This window comes from Metabacillus sp. SLBN-84, assembly GCF_053629595.1.
This window is the reverse complement of sequence record NZ_JBRJIP010000001.1, coordinates 3835939-3856232: the sequence shown is the minus strand read 5'-3', so window position 1 is coordinate 3856232 and position 20294 is coordinate 3835939. Positions and strand designations below refer to the sequence as shown.

Annotated in this window: 17 protein-coding genes; all 17 read left to right on the top strand. The window is 45.4% G+C overall.

Translation table 11 applies throughout. From position 1 onward, the window contains the following. Positions 1-254 precede the first annotated feature (254 nt). The 17 genes from RKD52_RS19420 (at position 255) to RKD52_RS19340 (ending at position 20023) form a co-directional block, all read left to right on the top strand. Complete coding sequence (locus RKD52_RS19420; protein ID WP_029285724.1) at positions 255-578, top strand: hypothetical protein; 324 nt, start codon at positions 255-257, stop codon at positions 576-578. A 43-nt stretch (positions 579-621) separates the two neighbouring features. After that, complete coding sequence (locus RKD52_RS19415) at positions 622-1944, top strand: hypothetical protein (protein WP_454100996.1); 1323 nt, start codon at positions 622-624, stop codon at positions 1942-1944. Beyond that, positions 1937-2341: a hypothetical protein gene (locus RKD52_RS19410; RefSeq protein WP_454100995.1), complete on the top strand. Its 405-nt coding sequence runs from the start codon at positions 1937-1939 to the stop codon at positions 2339-2341. Before RKD52_RS19415 ends, RKD52_RS19410 begins: the two co-directional genes overlap by 8 nt. Then, positions 2338-2724 carry an SseB family protein gene (locus tag RKD52_RS19405; protein ID WP_454100994.1) on the top strand — a complete coding sequence of 129 codons (387 nt, stop codon included), beginning with the start codon at positions 2338-2340 and terminating at the stop codon, positions 2722-2724. Before RKD52_RS19410 ends, RKD52_RS19405 begins: the two co-directional genes overlap by 4 nt. Before the next feature lie 321 nt (positions 2725-3045). Continuing rightward, positions 3046-5742, top strand: a complete 2697-nt coding sequence (locus RKD52_RS19400; protein ID WP_454100993.1) for a GTP-binding protein — start codon at positions 3046-3048, stop codon at positions 5740-5742. A 941-nt stretch (positions 5743-6683) separates the two neighbouring features. Then, positions 6684-7445 carry a threonine/serine exporter family protein gene (locus RKD52_RS19395; RefSeq protein WP_454100992.1) on the top strand — a complete coding sequence of 254 codons (762 nt, stop codon included), beginning with the start codon at positions 6684-6686 and terminating at the stop codon, positions 7443-7445. 14 nt (positions 7446-7459) lie between these two features. Continuing rightward, positions 7460-7906 (top strand): threonine/serine exporter family protein, encoded by a 447-nt coding sequence (locus tag RKD52_RS19390; RefSeq protein ID WP_029285736.1) that lies wholly within the window; start codon positions 7460-7462, stop codon positions 7904-7906. A gap of 421 nt (positions 7907-8327) precedes the next feature. Further along, positions 8328-8942: a glycerol-3-phosphate responsive antiterminator gene (locus tag RKD52_RS19385; protein WP_369735214.1), complete on the top strand. Its 615-nt coding sequence runs from the start codon at positions 8328-8330 to the stop codon at positions 8940-8942. Further along, positions 8929-10041: an ABC transporter ATP-binding protein gene (locus RKD52_RS19380; protein WP_454100991.1), complete on the top strand. Its 1113-nt coding sequence runs from the start codon at positions 8929-8931 to the stop codon at positions 10039-10041. Before RKD52_RS19385 ends, RKD52_RS19380 begins: the two co-directional genes overlap by 14 nt. Then, a complete protein-coding gene (locus tag RKD52_RS19375; protein ID WP_454100990.1) occupies positions 10038-10970 on the top strand; it encodes a carbohydrate ABC transporter permease in 933 nt (310 codons plus the stop codon). Before RKD52_RS19380 ends, RKD52_RS19375 begins: the two co-directional genes overlap by 4 nt. Next, complete coding sequence (locus tag RKD52_RS19370; protein WP_369735210.1) at positions 10967-11779, top strand: carbohydrate ABC transporter permease; 813 nt, start codon at positions 10967-10969, stop codon at positions 11777-11779. Before RKD52_RS19375 ends, RKD52_RS19370 begins: the two co-directional genes overlap by 4 nt. Positions 11780-11793: 14 nt before the next feature. After that, the gene (locus RKD52_RS19365; RefSeq protein WP_454100989.1) at positions 11794-13146 is read left to right on the top strand and encodes an ABC transporter substrate-binding protein; all 1353 of its coding nucleotides are present in this window, start codon (positions 11794-11796) and stop codon (positions 13144-13146) included. An 86-nt stretch (positions 13147-13232) separates the two neighbouring features. After that, on the top strand, positions 13233-13964 hold the full coding sequence (locus tag RKD52_RS19360) for a glycerophosphodiester phosphodiesterase (RefSeq protein ID WP_454100988.1): 732 nt from the start codon (positions 13233-13235) through the stop codon (positions 13962-13964). Positions 13965-14171: 207 nt separating this feature from the next. Next, positions 14172-15671: an alanine/glycine:cation symporter family protein gene (locus RKD52_RS19355; protein ID WP_454100987.1), complete on the top strand. Its 1500-nt coding sequence runs from the start codon at positions 14172-14174 to the stop codon at positions 15669-15671. Positions 15672-15886: 215 nt separating this feature from the next. Next, positions 15887-17629 (top strand): ABC transporter ATP-binding protein, encoded by a 1743-nt coding sequence (locus tag RKD52_RS19350; RefSeq protein WP_454100986.1) that lies wholly within the window; start codon positions 15887-15889, stop codon positions 17627-17629. Then, a complete protein-coding gene (locus RKD52_RS19345) occupies positions 17610-19433 on the top strand; it encodes an ABC transporter ATP-binding protein (protein ID WP_454100985.1) in 1824 nt (607 codons plus the stop codon). The genes RKD52_RS19350 and RKD52_RS19345 overlap by 20 nt, the downstream gene beginning before the upstream one ends. Before the next feature lie 65 nt (positions 19434-19498). After that, a complete protein-coding gene (locus RKD52_RS19340; protein WP_454100984.1) occupies positions 19499-20023 on the top strand; it encodes a type 1 glutamine amidotransferase domain-containing protein in 525 nt (174 codons plus the stop codon). Positions 20024-20294 lie beyond the last annotated feature (271 nt).

Below are 20294 nucleotides of genomic sequence, written 5' to 3'. Positions count from 1 at the left end.
CGGCATTTATTCAAATGAATTCAGCTGTTTCTTGGCTTGCGCCGCTTTTTTGTATAAAATAAACATTTAAAGGAAGGAATAAACTGTACGGAGTTTTCTATATATTCTAATAGTAGGAAAGGTGAATTAGGTTTCTAGTCATATTCGCCTATATGTAAAAATAGTTTAATAGATAGTTGTAGGAATCATCCCCATATTTTAACATAACTAGTAAGATGCTTCTAAAACAGGAAGAAGGACGTGGAAAGAACTTGTTGGATACGATCGAGGACTTCTTTGAAGACTTGGAGAGGAAAAGAAAACAGGCTGAATACAACCGGGATGCAGATGAACTTGAAGCGTATCTTGCTGCCATCAAAAATGCCATGGGCACGTTCGATGACGGGGTGTTTCATTTTGAAACGAGCCATCAGCAGTATGCAGATGAATGGACAGGACAGGCAAAGCTTGCCTATGAAAGCATCCATGCAGAAATCCGTTCTGTTGCTTTTCAAATAGATGATGTCAAAGATGAGCTGTACCAGGAACTGAGAGGGGAAATTGCAAGACTGAGACATCTTGCAGATACTTTCGCATAAAAGAAAGATCCGCATTCACGGGATAAAGGAGAGGTAGCTATTCATGGAAATAAAAATCAGACCGGAAGAACTTGAATCATTCGCAAGTCGAATTGACAGGTCCCGCTCTTATACCGGTGATGCATTGGATCTTTTAAGCTGGGAATCAGCAAGGCTGCGCTTCACATCTGTCGCCAGAGTGAGCACAGCACTCGATCTTCAGGAAGAAATCAGGCACTTGGTCAATCGTTTTCATACATTGACCGAGGATGCCAAGAGACATATTGAAAATACTGCGTCTGGCATGAGGGAAGCAGATGAGGCCGCAAAAGCATCTGCTTCTTCGGGCTGGGGCGGTTTTTTCTCGGGGCTGTGGGACGGAGCAAGCAACGGCCTCACAGATGCATGGGACGGGCTTGTGTCCCTGTTTGAATGGGAAACGTACGAAGCGATGTGGGATGCGATTATCCATCCCCTTGAAACGCTTGAAACCATGTGGAACACGCTGACAGAAGCGTGGGAAACAAAAGTGATCAATGGAGATGTGTACAGCAGGACGGAATTTTTTACATACGGGATTGTCTCCATTGGGCTTGGTCTGCTTGGGGGAAAGGGGATTGACAAGCTCGGCAAAGCTGCGAAACTTACTGATGTGCCGGAGGGGGCACCGTCTGTACCTAAACTTACAACCGTCACTCACGGCATGGACACAAGTTTTGATTTTGCGAAGCTTCCGCAGGGAAAAGGGTTTGCTGCAGAGATTAACGGTGTGCTGGATGAGGCTGGACTCACGAAGGATGAGTTTTTAGACCTCCAGTCTTCCTACTATAAAGATCTTACGCCTGAAGAACTGGACAGCATGCATCGTGTGCGGGAGGCGGTTCCGCCTGTCACAAGCACTACTGTCCTGCAAAAAGTCATTGACGGGGAGAAGCTTGCTTTATATTTATCCGGTGACATAACAGATGTCGGCGGATGTATTGCCAAAATGGAAGATGTCAGCGATCTTACGGATTCAGCGGATATGTATCATTCTCTTAGAATGGATTATCCGAATACTCCGTTTGCGCCGGATAAAGAATATGCCGTCATCCGATTCACCACAGATCAAAGCGACCGGCTCAAAATTCCTTATGCAGAGGAAATGAACAGTCCGCATGCAGCCAAACCGAACGAATACATCAGCTACCCGCAGACAGGCCATGGATTTACAGCTGCAGAGAACGGGAAAATTGTGCCTGAGTACGAAACCATTTACGGCAATAATGCTCGTCCAAGTGCCGCTGAAATTTATATTGTCAGGGACGGCACAGAGGAACTTGTCGGCATGTACGATAAATATGATCAGCGATTTTATAGCATAGAGGAGTTAAACAGCGATGATTAAAAAAGGAGAATACGGGATTTACCAAGGTGTGGAATACTCGATCATTCCCGAAGGAAGCGGAAAAGTGACTCTTCGGACGCGGGATAAAGCGTCAGCTCAGAACGGGTTTCAGGCAGCGGGGCTAAAAAAGAATGTGTTCGTTAAGCAAATTGACCAGTCAGAGCTTGAAAATGCGTATGAATATAAGCTGTCTGCAAACTACAGCGGCCAGGAATTCGCGATTGAAGGTGTAAACGAAGAGAACGGAACGGTTATCCTCAAGTCAATAGACCCTGATTCTGTAGACAAACTCGGCTTTTCTTCGCTTGGCAAATATGAATACATCAAACAAGTAAGCATTCAAGACGTCACGATTCAAGAAAAGAAAAGTCCGATTCTGGGATTTGGCGAAAAATGAGCACACCATTCAACACCTTAGAAAAAGCATTGATTGATGCCATGAGCAGCAATGAGAAAGTCGCCGGTTTTTACGACGTTTTAAAAGACAGCAGCGTTTGGCTTGTACAAAAGCAGGGCCTTCAAAAGAACAGTCCATTTTCCTTGGAGCACGTCCACATCATGGAGAAGAAACAAAAAAAACTTCTTCCGGTCTTCTCATCGGAATTCCCCATCCGGAAAATGTTTCAGAAAAACACGTCTGTTCAGGTTCCATTCAAAGAGCTTCTGCAGATGCTTGACGAACAGACGGGAATCATCCTGAACCCGGATACTCCTCTCTCAAAGCTTCTCATTCCGCAGGAACTCGGGATGATGAAGAGAGGGCAAAACTATTTTAAATAGCATTCAGCCAAAAGAGAGAGGAATCTCTCTTTTTGTTTTTATAAGAAAACCGCAAAAACAAAATAAGTCTTTTGTATGATGATCTTCATAACCTGTGAAACAACTCAGAGGGTATTTTCTAATTTCAGCCAATTATGTCGGCATAAAACCCGTATTCATCGCATTTGCTGTGCTGTTTTTGGATGAATATCCCACTAACTAGATCGATAGTCGGTGTGAAACCCTCAGAAAAGGGGTAACACAAACTAAGCCATATAGGAGAAAGTTTTGATAGAATAGATCATTATATAAGTTTCTAGCGTACGTTAGGTGGAGGATACTATGACAAACGATAAACAGCTGATTCATAAATCATATTTCGAACGTTTTATGGAAGGCAGAACAGAGCAGCCTGTTCAGGTTCTCGGTGAGCTTCACTTTGAGGAGCAGGCAAAAGAAGTGATCGATCTTTCCTATATCCGTTATGCCCAGGGCGAGATTTATTTTCATAACAAGGACTATGAAACAGCGATTTTTAAATGGGAGAACATCAGCAATGAGCTTGAGCCGTGGGCGCGAAAGAATATTGCCGATTCCTATTATGCGCTTGGTCATCTTTCTGCAGCCGAAGATATTTATACGGGCATTAAAAGCGACTCTAAGACGTTAAAAATGGAAGTCGCTCTTGAGCTGTTTTCTCTTTATCTCCTGAGGGAGAAAATGGAGCTTGCCTATAAGGTTATTAAAAAAGCTCTTGATCTCGATCCAGATTATCCGAATGTCACGGATCTTGCCCGGTCGTTTTATGAAGATCAGCAGGACTGGAAAATGGCTGCCGAGCTTGCTGTCAATGAAGGACTGCGGACAGAGGAGCCGGAATGGTTCGAACTGCTTGATGAATATGTTCAGGCAGGCTACACAAAATCATTCGACCCGGAATTTTTCTATCAGCCGCTCATTTCTCTTTACCGCAAAAACCAGAAACTGTTCCAGCGTGTCACTGCCTCTCTGTGGGACAGCTACCGGAACGGAGAGTTTTATCTTTCATGGCTGAAAACGGTCAACACGATTTTCCTGAACGTGGAGGTTCAGCCGTTTGAAAGCTGGTCGAAAATGTCTGATATACATCAGAACACCTATTTAAGCGTCATCAACGGCACGTATCTTGTGAAAGAACTGGAAGACATCGTCCCTGTTCTTCTGTCAAACTGGCAGAAGCTTGCCAATCAGTCAAAAGCTCTGTTTGCAGCTACGGCAGTGCTTGCCTGGAACGAGATTTTCCCTGCCTCTATGGATGCAGAATCATTGAAAACAGCAGAAACATTAATCTTTGATTCGGAGCACGACAGCGTCAGATTTGACTACAGCCTTGATCTGTTCAAATCACTCGTGGCATGGGCTGAAAATAACCATTTAGAGGTCGGTTATCAGAAAAAATGGCTTGTTTCCGAGCTTGCAGATTTAAACACATCTCATGTTCTTGTCAGCGGAACACCTGAAGGCGGAAAGGCTGCATTTATTAACCGCATCCTTGGCGAAAATCTTGTAACAGAAACACGTTCACCGGTTTTCGTCCGCTCGGAGGGTGATCTGGCAGAGATGAACCAGATTACAGACAACGGAACAGAAAAGCGTTCCGATCAGTCGGAGCTGATTGATTCCCCGGATGTCTGGATTGAAGTGAAATGGCCTGCAGAACTGCTTGAAGACAACCGTCTGGCCTTCCTGCATACAGCTGAAATCAGCCGGAACAGCGACATCTCTCAAACGGCAGAGTTCCTGCCGCTTTCAGATGGAATGCTGTTTGTGCTTGACAGAAACACGCCGTTTAATGAGCAGGAGCTTGAAATTTTAAGGCAGCTTCAGGAATATGCGCTTAACACGCCGATCCATTTTATCCTGAACACGGCCGAACGGAGAGCGGCAGAGGATCTTCAGGGAACCATTAATCAGTTTTTCCCTCAGTCCCAGGTATTCGCCTTTTCATCCGGAAATATGAAAGGACTGGGTGAATTCCTTTCAACTGTATTCAGCACGCGCGGAGCGAAGCACGAAGAGAAACGCACAGCGAAACTGCTGCATTATATCCGCAGAACGCTTACTGACCTCTTGAACAAGCGTGTGCAAACAGAGAACCACCTTGTCGAAACCGTCAAATGGAACGAAGATATTTTAGTGAGACTGAACGGATTCATGAATCACTTAAGAGACGTCGAACAGGAAAAAGCAGCAGCAATTACGGCTTCATACCGCGAAGCAACAGCTGAAATGAAGCGTGACTTGAAGCTCGAGCTTCCAAAAATCCTGCGCGGATGCTCTTCTCATATAAAAGAGGACAGCGACTTCAGCCAGCTTCACATTACGCTGAACCGTAAAATGAACGAGGAAATCGGGACATATGTCCATGACAGCCTGATCCCTAAACTTCAGACAGCCCTTCGCGAATGGCTTGTCCGGACAAACGAAGAGCTCAATGAAAGCCAGGGCTACCTGAATGAGATGAGCACATCATTTAACGGCCTGTACGGCGAAGAAAAAATGAAGCTTGTCTGCGACTTTAAGGTATTAGAAGACTGGAGAAGGGACCTGAACCGGATGACGAGCCGTGCAGACGTGGAAGAACAAAACATCCTGCTCCGGTTCAAGCCGACAGAATTCCTCCTGAAAAGCGCAGGGAAACTGTTTGCTGCCCTTCCGCAAAACAAATCGATGCTTTACACACAATATAAAAAATATGTGGAAAGCAAAAACTATGAAGAAATCACAGCCGAGATCTCGAAGAAATTCTTCCTGGAATTCGATCTCTTTGAAAAAGCGCTCAAATCAGACATCGTGATCTTCTATCAGGACCCGATTCTTTACGTAGATGAAACGATCCGCGAGTCAGAAACAAGCATCTCGAGCAGCAAAGCTGCACTTGAAAAAATGAAATCAAATCCGGAAATTTACTACGATCCATTGCGCCTCTTTGAAGTAAGACTGCTGCAGTCTGAGTTTATGGTTAAGGCGAATGAAGAGAGTGCTTATATTAGAGGATGAGTGAAAAGAGACCTTCTTTTTTAGAGGAGGTCTCTTTTGGTTGGGGAGGGATAACAACCCTCAAGAGACGCAAATGAAAATTTGGTGGTACTCAACAAGCGGATAAGAACCATCAAGAGACGGAAAACAAAGTTTGGTGGTTCCGAACAAGTGGGTAAGAACCATCAAGAGACGGAAATGACAGTTTGGTGGCACTCAACACGCGGATAAGGACCCTTAAAAGACGAGGAACAAAGTTTGGTGGCACTCAACACGCGGATAAGAACCCTCAAAAGACGAGGAACAAAGTCTGGTGGTACTTAACAAGTGGATAAGAACCATCAAGAGACGGAAATGACAGTTTGGTGGCACTCAACACGCGGATAAGAACCCTCAAAAGACGAGGAACAAAGTTTGATGGCACTCAACACGCGGATAAGAACCCTCAAAAGACGAGTAACAAAGTCTGGTGGTACTTAACAAGTGGATAAGAACCATCAAGAGACGGAAATGACAGTTTGGTGGCACTCAACACGCGGATAAGAACCCTCAAAAGACGAGGAACAAAGTTTGATGGCACTCAACAAGCGGATAAGGACCCTCAAAAGACGAGGAACAAAGTTTGATGGCACTTAACAAGCGGATAAGAACCATCAAGAGACGGAAATGACAGTTTGGTGGCACTCAACACGCGGATAAGAACCCTCAAAAGACGAGGAACAAAGTTTGATGGCACTCAACAAGCGGATAAGGACCCTCAAAAGACGAGGAACAAAGTTTGATGGCATTTAACAAGCGGATAAGAACCATCAAGAGATTAAAAACAAAGTTTGGTGGTTCTAAACAAGAAGCTGAGGCCCCGCCCTCCCGCATATTTTCATGCAAAAATTGATAATCCCCAAAAACTCAGCTAAACTGAAACCTAACATCAAAACTAAAAGCCTATTGGAGAGAACGGATAGATGGAGACGCAGCAAAATTATTCTTATGAAATTATGGAGGTTTGCCTTTTGGCGGGGAAGATTATGCTGATCAGCGGCGCGGAAACGTACCGGGTGGAGGATACGATGATGAGGATCGCAGCCTCATACGGTGTAAGGAATTCACACAGCTATGTAACGCCGACAGGCATTATTTTCTCCATTGAAACGGAAGAGCCGACGAAGACGAAGCTGATTCGGATTATGGAACGGACGACGGATTTGGATAAGGTGACGAAGGTAAATGCCATTTCCAGGAGAATCAGCAGCGGCGAGCTTAATGTGGATCAGGCCTATGATCTTTTAAAAGAGATTGAAGAGGCGAGTTCCACTTATTCTCTTGGGCTGCAGGTGCTTGCAGCAGCAATAGCGAGCGGCTGTTTTCTGATTATGTTCCAGGGGAAGTGGTCTGATTTTCTGCCTGCGGTTTTTGCGGGCGGACTGGGATTTATTTCGGTAATCTATTTTCACCGCCTTGTTCCGATTAAGTTTTTCTCTGAATTTCTGGCATCCTTCGTGATTGGGTTGTTTGCCTATTTGTTTGTGAAAACAGGGTTTGGCTCAGAGATGGATAAGGTGATTATCGGCTCAGTCATGCCGCTTGTTCCTGGACTGCTTATTACAAATGCAGTCAGGGATCTGATGGCAGGGCATTTGATTTCAGGACTCTCAAAGGGAGCGGAAGCGTTCTTGACGGCATTTGCGATTGGGTCGGGAATTGCGGTTGTATTTTTACTATTTTAAAGGAGCAATGAATGATGTGGGTTATTGGACAGCTGCTGACAGCGTTTATATCAACTGCTGCATTCGGCATTATTTTTCAGGCGCCAAAACCGTCTCTGGTCAAATGCGGACTCGTCGGGATGTGCGGGTGGTTTATTTACATTTCAGTCGTCGGGCTCGGATATGACGCAGTGCCTGCGACTGTCATCGCTGCTGTGTTTGTGGCGGTTGCAAGCCAGATGTTTGCCAAGATCTACAAGACGCCAATCATTATTTTCAGCGTTGCCGGAATCATTCCGTTAGTGCCTGGGGGAATGGCCTATGATGCCATGCGCAATTTTGTGGAAAATGACTACAATACGGCGATTACGCTTGCAGCAAAAGCCTTCATGATTTCCGGTTCCATCGCGATCGGTCTTGTCTTTTCTGAAGTAATTAATCAGGTAATCAGAAAATCCCAGCTTCGGACAAAAGTGAAATAACGTTAACCTTCCGTTTTTTGAGCGGGAGGTTTTTTTACTATGTGAGTTAAAAAGAAAAAGTTTGTATGATCTTACTAAGTTATCCTCGGCAAGCGGAAGCGCCTAGATCCTAATCAGAACAAATCCGACAAAAAAGGCGGGAACCGGACTTTTCCGTCGGATTCTTATCTGCCTGTCGGATCTGAACAAGGCACTTGCGCTTTTGTGTTTACAATTTTCTAACAATCCCTTCACACAAATCCACATCACCTTCATACTCACTTTACGTTCGGCAGGTAAGATTGGAGTTGTGAAGGACAAGTGAATAAACTCTGGTTGAGAATATGAGAAACCATAAAAAAACATAGGTGTTTTTAGAGAACCCGCGTTTTTTTATGGTTTTTGTTTTGCCTATAGATATAAAAAGGGAGCTGAAAAAGCATTGGATACGCATCAGGAATTTATCAGCCGGCTGCATGAAGACAGGCTGATTGCAGCTATTAAAGATCCCAAAAGCTTTGACCGCTTCCTTGAGACGGATATTCAGTCTGCTTTTCTGCTGATGGGTAACATCAGTGTCATTAAGCGGTATGTGGATCTTCTGAAAAAGAACGATCGTCATGTCTTTTTGCACCTTGAAAAGATTCCCGGGATCAGCTATGACCGGGAAGGGCTGAGGTTCATTGCTAAGTTTGTCAGGCCGACAGGGATTGTGACGACGAAAAGTTCTCTGATTCAGCTGGCTAAGAACGAGGGACTGCTGACCATTCAGAGGCTCTTCCTGATTGATTCAGACGCACTGGCAAACGGACTGAAAGCAGTGAATGAAATTGAGCCGCATGCACTTGAGATTATGCCTGGACTGATTCCTGAAATGATTAGAAAAGTAAAGCATGAAACAGATGTCCCCATCATTACGGGCGGCCTGATCCAGAATGCGGGGCATATTGAAGAGGCGCTTGAAAGCGGAGCTCTTGCGGCCTCAACAGGCAGAGCATGGCTTTGGAAGAAATATGCGCAGAAGGAAAGGAGCATGACGGCAGATGAAAAAAGTTGAACTGAAAAACGTTTCGAAATCTTATGATTCTAAAACGGATGTCATAAAAGAAATCAGCGCAGTGATTGAACCGGGTGAATTCTTTGTCCTGGTCGGTCCTTCGGGCTGCGGGAAAAGCACGATGCTCAGAATGATTGCAGGGCTTGAAGAGGTGACAGGCGGAGAGCTTGTCATCGGCGGGAAAACGGCGAACGCTCTTCCGCCGAGCAAGCGGGACCTTTCGATGGTTTTCCAGAATTATGCGTTGTATCCACATCTGTCGGTTGAAGAGAACATCACTTTCGGATTACATACGAAAAAAATAAAGAAGGCAGAGCAAAAGCAGCGCTGTCATGAGGCTGCCGAGATGCTCGGGTTATCTGACCTGCTTAAGCGCAAGCCAAGACAGCTGTCGGGCGGTCAGAGACAGCGTGTTGCTCTTGCAAGAGCGATTGTCACGCATGCGCCTATTTGTTTGATGGATGAGCCTCTTTCAAATCTGGATGCCAAGCTGAGAGCGAAAATGCGGTCAGAGATCCGCCAGATTCAGCGCAAACTCGGTATTACGATGATTTATGTCACGCATGACCAGACAGAAGCGATGACGATGGCAGATACGATGATGATCTTAAACAACGGAGAAATTCAGCAGATCGGCAGACCGCTTGAGATCTACAACAATCCTGCAAATGAATTCGTGGCATCGTTTATCGGTGCGCCGCCTATGAATCTCGCGCCGGCAGATATTACGGGCAATGCGATCATGATTGAAAATCAGCATACCATTCCGGTTTCAGGCAGTCTTCCTGCTTTCGAACGGAAATTGACTGCCGGAATCAGGCCGGAGCATATTCAGCCGACTTCAGGCAAGGCGACCTTTTCTGCCGAGGTGGCAAATGTTGAAATTCTCGGCACGGAAACTCTTATTTCTTTTTTTATTGGCGGAAACAAACAGTGGCTGGCGAAATGGAATGGCCAGTGGGACGTGAAAGTCGGGGATAAGCTTCCGTTTTATGTGGCTGAGGAGGATGTGTTTCTTTTTGACAGACAATCCGGTGAATGCCTCCTTTCACATCCGAGGGAGTCTGGCCGCTTGCTTGGACAGGAGGCCTTTATATGAACGTGAATGAAGCTCCTGCTGCTTTAGCACGCGGGGAAATCCGGCAGGAAAAAAGAATTCAGCTGCGTTCATTTGGAGAGGGCATGCTTTATCTGCTTCCTTCCATTGTGCTGTTTTCGGTGTTCTTGTTTTATCCCATGTTCCGAACGATTTACTTAAGTTTCTTTTTGACAGACGGACAAGGAGTGCCGATAAGCTTTACCGGACTTGAGAATTATACGTATCTCCTGCAGTCTCCCGCTTTTCAGAACAGCATGAAAGCAACGCTTCTGTTTGTGGTGTATACCGTGCCTGCAGGGGTTGGCCTTTCCCTTTTTCTGGCGCTGATTGCCAATGAAAAGCTCAGGGGAATCGGCTTTTTCAGAACGCTTTTCTCTTCGACAATGGGAATGAGTGTGGCCGCGTCGTCTGTCATTTGGATGTTTATGTACAATCCGGCGATTGGTGTGATCAACAAAGTTGTCGGAACTCTTGGTTTTACAGAGGTTCAGTGGCTGCTTGATCCTAAATACGCCCTGCTTGCCGTCTCGGTATCTACCATCTGGATGAATGCGGGTTTCTCTTTTCTCATTCTTTTGGGAGGCCTTCAGAATATCGATGAGCAGCTTTACGAGAGTGCGAGAATATCAGGAGCGGGCTATTTCTATCAGCTCAGAAAAATCACGATACCAATGCTGTCTCCTACACTCTTTTTCGTCATTACGGTTTCGTTCATTAATGCTTTCCAGACGTTTGGACAAATCGATATTTTGACGAAGGGCGGACCGATGGAATCAACAAACGTGATTGTGTATTCCATCTACAAGGATGCCTTTATTAATTACAACATCGGATCAGCAAGTGCCCAAGCGGTTATTCTCTTCCTCGGCATACTTGTTATGACCATTCTTCAGTTTAAGATCGGTGAAAGGAAGGTGCATTACAGATGAGTGCAGCTAAGAAATTCCTCATGTATGTTCTGCTGATTCTGGCAGCCCTTCTGATGATGTTTCCGATCATTTATGCCTTTTTAATCAGTTTCATGCAGGGCGGGGAAGTGCTCCAGGGCAAGCTGCTGCCGGAGAAAGTGACGCTTGATAATTATACGGCAGCTTTTGAAAAGGTACCGCTTCTTCAATTCCTTTGGAACAGCTTTTTTGTTTCGGTCATTGTGATGATTGGCCAGCTTGCTGTTTCGAGCCTTGCCGCCTTTGCCTTTGTGTTTATTCCCTTTAAAGGGAGAAATCTGCTGTTTATGGTCTTCATCTCAACAATGATGATTCCGTGGGAGGCTACAATGGTCCCGAACTTCTTGACCGTTCAGAAGCTTGGATGGATCAATGAGTACTCGAGTCTGACGATTCCGTTTTTTGCGCTGGCTTTCGGTACATTTCTCCTTCGGCAGCAGTTTAAAACCATTCCTCTTGAACTCTATGAAGCATCCCAGGTTGCAGGCATCAGCCGGTTCCTTTTTTTCTGGAGGGTCGTTCTGCCTGTTTCAAAAACAAGCTTGATCACGCTTGGGATCTACAGTTTTTTAACAACGTGGAACATGTATCTGTGGCCGCTGCTTGTGACAAACAATGAAAAAGTCAGAACCGTCCAAATCGGGCTGAAGCAGATGCAGTCGCAGGAGATCTCGTCTCAATGGGGGGTGGTGATGGCAGCAGCCGTAGTCGTGATTCTGCCGACGTTATTACTGTTATTTGTCGGGCAAAAGCATTTCCAGAAAGGCTTAACTCAAGGTGCAATCAAATAAAAGGAGCGAGTAAATTGAAGAAACTGGCAGTTATTTTATCCTCTATTCTATTAATCATCCTTGGTGCATGTTCAAACTCAGCAGGAACCAATGGTGAAGACAAAGCATCAGCTGAAAATGCAGGCGGCAAAACAGAAGTTATTTTCTGGCATGCTATGAGCGGAGAGCTTGAAACCGTACTGAATGATCTTGCGGCAGATTTTAACGAATCACAGGATGAAGTAGAAGTGAAACCTGTGTTTCAGGGAACATATGAAGAAGCACTGACAAAATTCAACACGGTTGCGGGCACAGAAGAGGCGCCTTCCATCATGCAGACATTTGAAGTTGGAACAAAATATATGATCGACAGCGGAAAAATCCAGCCTGTCCAAAAGTTTATTGATGAAGAGAACTTTGATACATCTCAATGGGAAAAAAATATCTCGAACTATTACACGGTTGACGGCACGCAGTATTCAATGCCGTTTAACTCCTCAACACCTGTTCTTGTTTACAACAAAGATGCCTTTAAAAAAGCGGGCCTTGATCCTGAAAAAGCTCCGATGACGTATGATGAGCTGAAAGCTGCTGCTGAAAAACTGACGGTTAAAGAAGGTTCAAATACGTCTCAATACGGATTCTCGATTTTGAATTACGGATGGTTCTTTGAAGAATTGCTTGCTGTACAGGGCGGCGAATACGTAGACAATGAGAATGGCAGAGGCGGAGATGCTGCGAAAGCAGCGTTTAATGGCGAAAAAGGCCTAAACGTCTTTAATTTGATCAATGACATGTACAAAGACGGAACGTTCTATAATGCCGGACAAAACTGGGATGATATGAGAGCGGCATTCCAGTCAGGGAAGATGGCGATGTTCCTGGATTCTTCAGCAGGCGTTAAAGCACTTGTTGATAATGCACCGTTTGAAGTAGGAGTTTCTTATCTGCCTGTTCCTGATGAAGCAGAACGCCAGGGCGTTGTCATCGGTGGTGCTTCACTTTGGATGTCTAAAGACATAAGCGAAGAAAAGCAAAAGGGCGCTTGGGAGTTTATGAAGTATCTTTCAACACCTGAAGTGCAGGCGAAATGGCACGTGGAAACAGGGTACTTTGCTATTAACCCTGCAGCCTATGAAGAAGAAATTGTAAAAGAGCAGTGGGGAAAATACCCGCAGCTGAAAGTAACCGTTGACCAGCTTCATGACACAAAAGCGAATACAGCAACACAGGGAGCGCTGATTTCTGTTTTCCCTGAATCAAGACAAAAAATCGTTTCCGGAATGGAAAGCCTGTATCAGGGCATGGATCCTCAAAAGGCGCTGGACCAGGCGGCGGCTGAAACCGACCGTGCACTTGAAACGGCAGGGAAAAAGCAAGGGAAATAAGGGAGGGAACTGATGATTGCGTCCAGAATCATCAGTTCTTCTTTTCCGTTTTATTATAGAGACCGCAGAAGGGAGCAGAAAGGCACATGGAGATTTTTGCACACAGAGGCTGCAGCGGAGAACATCCTGAAAACACGATGGCGGCATTTCGGGCTGCCTGTGAAGCAGGAGCAGACGGTATAGAGCTGGATGTTCAGCTCACCAAAGACGGAGAAGCGGTTGTGATTCATGATGAAAGAATTGACAGAACGACAAATGGCATCGGATTTGTGAGAGACTTCAGGTATAAACAGCTGAAGCTGTTTGATGCCGGGAGCTGGTTTAACAGGCGCTACTCCAGAGAGACGATCCCTGCCCTTCGGGATGTTCTCGACTATATTAAATCCGTGAGGCCGGATATGAAAGTAAACATTGAGCTGAAAAACGATGTGTTTCCGTATGAAGGGCTTGAGGAGAACGTATTGGAATGCATAGAAAGATCGGGCATGGAGAAATCGGTGATCCTTTCTTCTTTTCAATTCAGCAGCATGGGGAAAGTCCGTGATCTGACCACGAGCGCAGAAACGGCACTCCTTTTTCAGGGGATTCCGTCCAACATGATGGAGGAAGCAAAAAAAGTGAGAGCCAGCGCCCTCCATTGTGAAAGCGCGTATGCAGCGTCGCCTGCAGGCAAGCGTGCAGCAGAAGCAGGCTACTTACTGAGGGTCTATACGGTTAATCAGACAGATCAACTGGAGATATTTAAAAAAGCCGGTGTTTCAGCCATTATAACGGATTATCCCGATCTTTTTCTCGGAAACAAAAGTGTGCCTTTATAGGCGCACTTTTGTTTCGATATTTATGTTAGGTTTTTTTACATTGTGTGTAAGGAAAAAGAGGCTGGTGCAGCAGCTTTGTTGCCGTTTACATAGTATTCACGCGCCACTCATGGCACATATTCTATCAAAATAGTGATTGTACAGTCCTGGTTTATCCCTTATAATCTAAAAAGAAAGAAAATTCTGTTTTAAAGAGGGGGATTTTGATTGCAGGCGTTTGTTGATAGCTTAAACAGTGTTCTGTGGAGCACACCCGTGATTTACATTTGTTTGGCTGTAGGATTGCTTTTCTCCATCTTGACCCGATTTTTGCAGGTGCGGCATATCAAGGATATGGTGCTTCTTATGTTTCAGGGCAAAAGCTCTGAAGCGGGAGTTTCTTCTTTTCAGGCATTATCGATTGCATTGTCCGGCCGCGTAGGTACAGGGAACATTGCCGGTGTTGCTACGGCTATCGGTTTCGGCGGACCGGGTGCTGTTTTCTGGATGTGGGCGATTGCCTTCATCGGAGCTTCAAGCGCTTTTATCGAGTCAACACTGGCTCAAATTTATAAAGTCAAACAGGACGGGCAGTATCGAGGCGGTCCGGCTTACTATATTGAAAAAGGGACAGGAATGAAATGGTACGGCATTATTTTTGCATTTGCCGCGCTCCTTGCAATGAGCTTGCTCATGCCTGGTGTACAGGCCAACTCCATCGCTCTTGGTCTTGACAATGCATTTGGAATTAACCCTGTTATTACAGGAATAGGACTTATTGTACTTTTAGGCCTTATTATTTTCGGCGGTGTTAAGCGGATCGCTACTGTTGCACAGGTTGTTGTTCCGTTCATGGCGATTGGCTATATTCTTGTTTCACTCGTTATCATTGCTTTTAATATTACTGAACTGCCGGCTGTTATTGCCCTTATTTTTAAAAGTGCATTTGCACTTGATTCTGCTTTTGGCGGAATCGTCGGTATGGCGATTGCATGGGGAGTAAAACGCGGAATTTACTCCAATGAGGCTGGTCAGGGAACAGGTGCCCACCCTGCAGCGGCTGCAGAGGTGTCCCACCCTGCAAAACAAGGTCTTGTTCAGGCTTTTTCCGTTTACATTGACACACTGTTTGTGTGTTCTGCAACTGCATTCATGATCCTTTTCACGGGCATGTACAATACGCAGGCACCGGATGAAACGTTTATCGTCAATCAGCTTGGTGCAGATGTCGAGCCTGGCCCGGTGTTTACACAGGCTGCAGTTGAGTCGGTTATTCCGATTCCTGGTTTTGGATCGGGATTTGTGGCCATTTCCCTTCTATTCTTTGCTTTCACAACGATTATGGCATACTACTACATCGCTGAGACCAACATTGCGTATTTAACAAGAGGGAAGAGCAACAAGATTCCGATGTTCCTTGTAAAAGTCGTTCTTCTTGGAGCAACGTTCTATGGATCTGTTAAAACGGCAACCCTTGCATGGGGACTCGGTGACGTTGGGCTTGGAATAATGGTCTGGCTGAACCTGATCGCCATTCTCATTCTGGCAAAGCCAGCCCTTCTTGCTCTAAAAGATTACGAAGAGCAGAAGAAGCAGGGTCTCGATCCTGTTTTTGACCCGGTTAAGCTCGGAATAAAAAATGCGGATTTCTGGGAGCATGAATATAAGCACGAGGACTCTCCGAATCCTTCTGTTTTAGGTAAAAAAGATCAAACCCTGAATTCTTAATGAGTGGGACTTCCCGTAAACGCGGGAGGTCCTTTTCTATGCCATTTATCCTTAGGTGTTACAATAATTTACAAACTTATAGGGCAGGTTTAAAATAAATACTATCTTTCTATCGCCTAAATATTCAAAATGTTAGGATTTAGGAGTATGATTAAATGAATAGAATTCGAGATATTAGATAAGCTAAATGATTTGCACCGCAGGGAGGCAACTGTATGTCAAACGTCTTTTCTTTACTTAAGCCATACCGCATAGCTGTTGGTGTGGCCTTAACCCTTATGCTGATTGAGCTTGGGGTGGAGCTGCTGCACCCTTTTCTGATGGCGAAAATCATTGATGAAGGCATTCTGAAAAATGATCTATCTGTTGTGATTTATTGGGGGAGCATTATGGCGGGCATTTCACTTGCAGCATTTGCGGCAGGTGTAACCAATTCCTTTTATGCAGCCCATGTCAGTCAAAGCTTTGGATTTGATATCAGGAAACAGCTTTTTGAGAAGGTGCAGTCCTTTTCATTCGCAAATTTCAGCCTGTTTCCGGCATCTTCTCTCATTACCAGGATGACAAATGATGTAACACAGCTGCAGAATACCATTTTCATGAGTCTGAGAATCATGCTCAGGGCGCCTCTGCTGATCGTCGGCGGCACCATTATGGCTCTGATTGTTAATTTCAGGCTTGCTCTCATTCTTCTTATCTCTATACCGCTGCTTGTTATCTTTTTGTTTTGGATGATGAAAAAGGGCGGCGGGCTTTTTAAAGCGGTGCAGGAGCGCCTAGACTCAGTTAATGGTGTCATGCAGGAAAATCTGACAGGCATGAGAATCATTAAGGCGTTCCTGAGACGGAATCATGAAATGACCCGTTTCTCAAAATCAAATCAGGAGTTAAGGGAAGACACGGTTTCAGCTCTCAGACTGATGGAAATTGTGATGCCGATTCTTCTTTTCGTCATGAATATCAGTATTCTTTCTATTCTCTGGTTCGGCAGCGTCCGGGTCGGGGCGGGGGATGCAAAAGTAGGAGAAGTAGTCGCCATCGTCAATTATGCTCTGCGGATTTCATCTGTTCTTTCCATTTTCTCCTTTATTATTATGGCGTTTTCGCGTGCGAAAGCATCTGCAGGGCGGATAGGCGAAGTGCTTGAGACGGAAGCCGATTTAACGGATACGGCCGGTTCCTCAGAGAAACACGTGATTAAAAAAGGGGAGATTGAGTTTCAGAATGTCTCTTTTTCATATCCCGGATCGGATGCGAATGTACTTAGAAATTTATCTTTTCACGTTTCCCCGGGGCAAACAGTCGCGCTTATGGGAGCGACCGGTTCCGGAAAATCGTCCATCTTCACACTAATTCCAAGACTTTATGACGTATCGTCCGGGTCAATCACGATTGACGGAGTAAATCTTCAGGATATGAAGCTGAAAAGCTTGAGAGGCAAAATAGGCTTTGTTCCCCAGGAGTCGCTGCTGTTTACAGGCTCGATCAGAGAAAATATTGCCTGGGGGAGGGAACATGCGTCACTCCATGAAATAAAGGAAGCGGCGATGCATGCTCAAATTCATGAAACGGTTGAAAAGCTGCCGAATGGATATGACACACGTGTCGGCCAAAAGGGAGTAAATCTTTCAGGCGGACAGAAACAAAGGCTGTCCATTGCAAGGGCCCTCGTCCGGAAACCGAAAATTCTTCTGCTTGATGACAGTACTAGTGCGCTTGACCTGAAGACAGAAGCAAAGCTTTTGAAGGCTTTGAAAACCTATGAATGCACAACCTTCCTGATCACCCAGAAAATCAGCACCGCCATGGAAGCAGAAAAGATTCTTCTGCTTGATGAAGGGGAAATTCTTGCACAGGGTTCGCATGATGATCTGATGGAGACATCATCCCTTTACAGAAAAATCTTTGCTTCGCAGTTTGGAGAGGAGGCCGTGCAGCATGTTCAAAGAGCTAAGTAAGCCATTTTCATACCCGAAGATAAAGCCGGAGAACGCACCGCCGAAAAAGAAGCAGGAAAAACCGAAAAACTGGTTTGGAACGATCACGCGGGTATGGTCCTATCTGTCTTTGAAAAAAGGGCTCCTCATACTGGTTCTGCTCATGGTTGTTTTGAGTTCTTTTCTTGGCCTTCTGGGTCCATATCTGATTGGAACGGTTATCGATGATTACATTGTCACGAAGGAAAGCGGCGGGTTCGTTCAGCTCCTGATTGCCCTCGCGTTCATCTATCTCATTCAATCCGCAGCGCTGCTTTTGCAGAACGTATGGATGATCGGAATTGCTCAGCATACGGTCTTTACGATGAGAACCCAGCTTTTCAGGCATTTCCACAGCCTGCCGATTTCATATTTTGACAAACGGCAGCACGGGGAGCTGATGAGCCGGGTGACAAATGATATTGAAAATGTGAGTTCTACTTTAAACAGCTCAGTCATTCAGATTTTCTCAAGCATCCTGACGCTTGCTGGAACGATAGGCGTCATGCTTTGGCTGAGTCCGCTCCTGACCCTGATTACGTTTGCGATCATCCCGATTATGTTCTTTGGAATGAGGTGGATCACAAATCGAACCGGAAAGCTGTTTAAAGAGCAGCAGCGCAATCTCGGTGACCTGAACGGGTTTATTGAGGAAACCATCTCAGGACAGCGGATTGTGAAGACCTTTTCTCAAGAGGAGCGGGTGATTGCTGAATTTCTTGAAAAGGGGAAACGTCTGAAAGGAGCCGGATTTTGGGCTCAGACGATTTCGGGATTCATTCCGAAGCTGATGAATATGCTGAATAACCTAAGCTTCGCTGCCGTTGCTTTAGTTGGCGGCATTCTTGCTTTAAACGGTGCAGTGACCATTGGTGTTATTGTTATTTTTACCGAATACTCCAGACAGTTCACCCGTCCGCTGAACGAGCTTGCCAATCAGTTCAACACCATACTGTCGGCCGTTGCCGGAGCGGAACGTGTATTTGAGATTTTGGATGAAGAGGAAGAAGTCCTCGATGAAAAAGAGGCGGTCGAACTTCAGGATGTAAAAGGCGAGGTCGTTTTTTCGGATGTTTCCTTTGCTTATGAAGATGACCAGCAGACAATTGAACATGTGAGCTTCCGTGCTTCTCCCGGGGAGACGACGGCGATTGTCGGGCCGACCGGAGCAGGGAAAACCACGATGATCAATCTTCTGTCCAGGTTTTATGATCCAGATTCAGGCGTTATTCTGATTGATGGCACACCGAGCATTAAAATCAGGCGGAGCAGCCTTAGAGAGCATATGGCCTTTGTTCTTCAGGATCCGTTTCTTTTCAAAGGCACCATTATGGAAAACATCCGCTACGGACGCCTTGATGCGTCGGATGAAGAAGTTATGAACGCTGCAAAAGAAGCAAATGCCCATTCATTCATCATGAAAATGAAAGACGGCTATCAGACTGTTCTCACTCAGGAAGGAAGCGGCATCAGCCAGGGGCAAAAACAGCTGCTTTCTATTGCAAGGGCGATTCTTTCAAGCCCGGTAATGCTGGTATTGGATGAAGCGACAAGCAGCATTGATACCATCACTGAACTGAAAATCCAGGAAGCGCTGCAGCGCCTGATGAAGGGGAGAACGAGCTTCGTCATTGCCCACAGGCTGAATACGATTCAGAAGGCTGATCAGATTTTAGTGCTCGAAAACGGAGCGCTGATTGAAAGCGGCAGCCATGAATCTTTGTTAAAGCAAAAAGGATTTTATTACGGGCTGTACCACAGCCAGCTGAAAGAGGAAACAGGCTGAGCTTAGCATAGCCTGTTTTTTCTTTCAGCAAAAGGACATGCTATACTGATGGTGGAGGTGGTTTGATGCGTTTAGCAAATAAAAAAGTCATTGCTCTTGTCAGTGCCGAGTTTGAGGATCTTGAACTGTGGTACCCTGTTCTTCGCCTTCAGGAAGAAGGGGCAGAGGTCCATCTTGTCGGTGAAAAAGCAAACGAGACGTACATTGGAAAATATGGAGTTCCTGCCACATCGGACTTTGCTTTTGGAGACATCAGGTCTGATGAGTATGATGCCATCTTAGTTCCGGGAGGCTGGTCTCCTGATAAACTTAGAAGGTATCCCGAAGTGCTTCAGATGGTGAAGGACATGCACGAAAAAGAAAAGCCGATCGGCCAGATCTGCCACGCGGGATGGGTGCTGATTTCAGCGAAAATCCTGGAGGGCAGAAATGTCACAAGTACGCCTGGAATCAAAGATGATATGGAGAACGCTGGAGCCATCTGGCATGACGTGGCGGTTATTGTGGACGGCCACATTGTTTCAAGCAGAAGACCGCCGGATCTTCCGCCATACGTAAAAGCTTTTGCTGATGTATTAGCTGAAAAATAAGAAGGATAGGAGGCAAATTGCTTCCTATCTTTTTTTTCTCTTTTTTGCAATAGGTTCTTTTTTACTGCAGCTTATTATCATGTTATTGGAAGAAAAGGATCAGCATATTGTTGGAATGTCAATAATTAAAAAGAATAGGATACTATAGACGAAAGGAAAAGAATAGGATACTATATTTTCAGAATATTAATTATTATTAGAATAATAAAATGTCAACTCTGTCAGGGGGTGATTTGACTAGAGACTTGGGGAGCGAAGGGTGTTCTGAAGT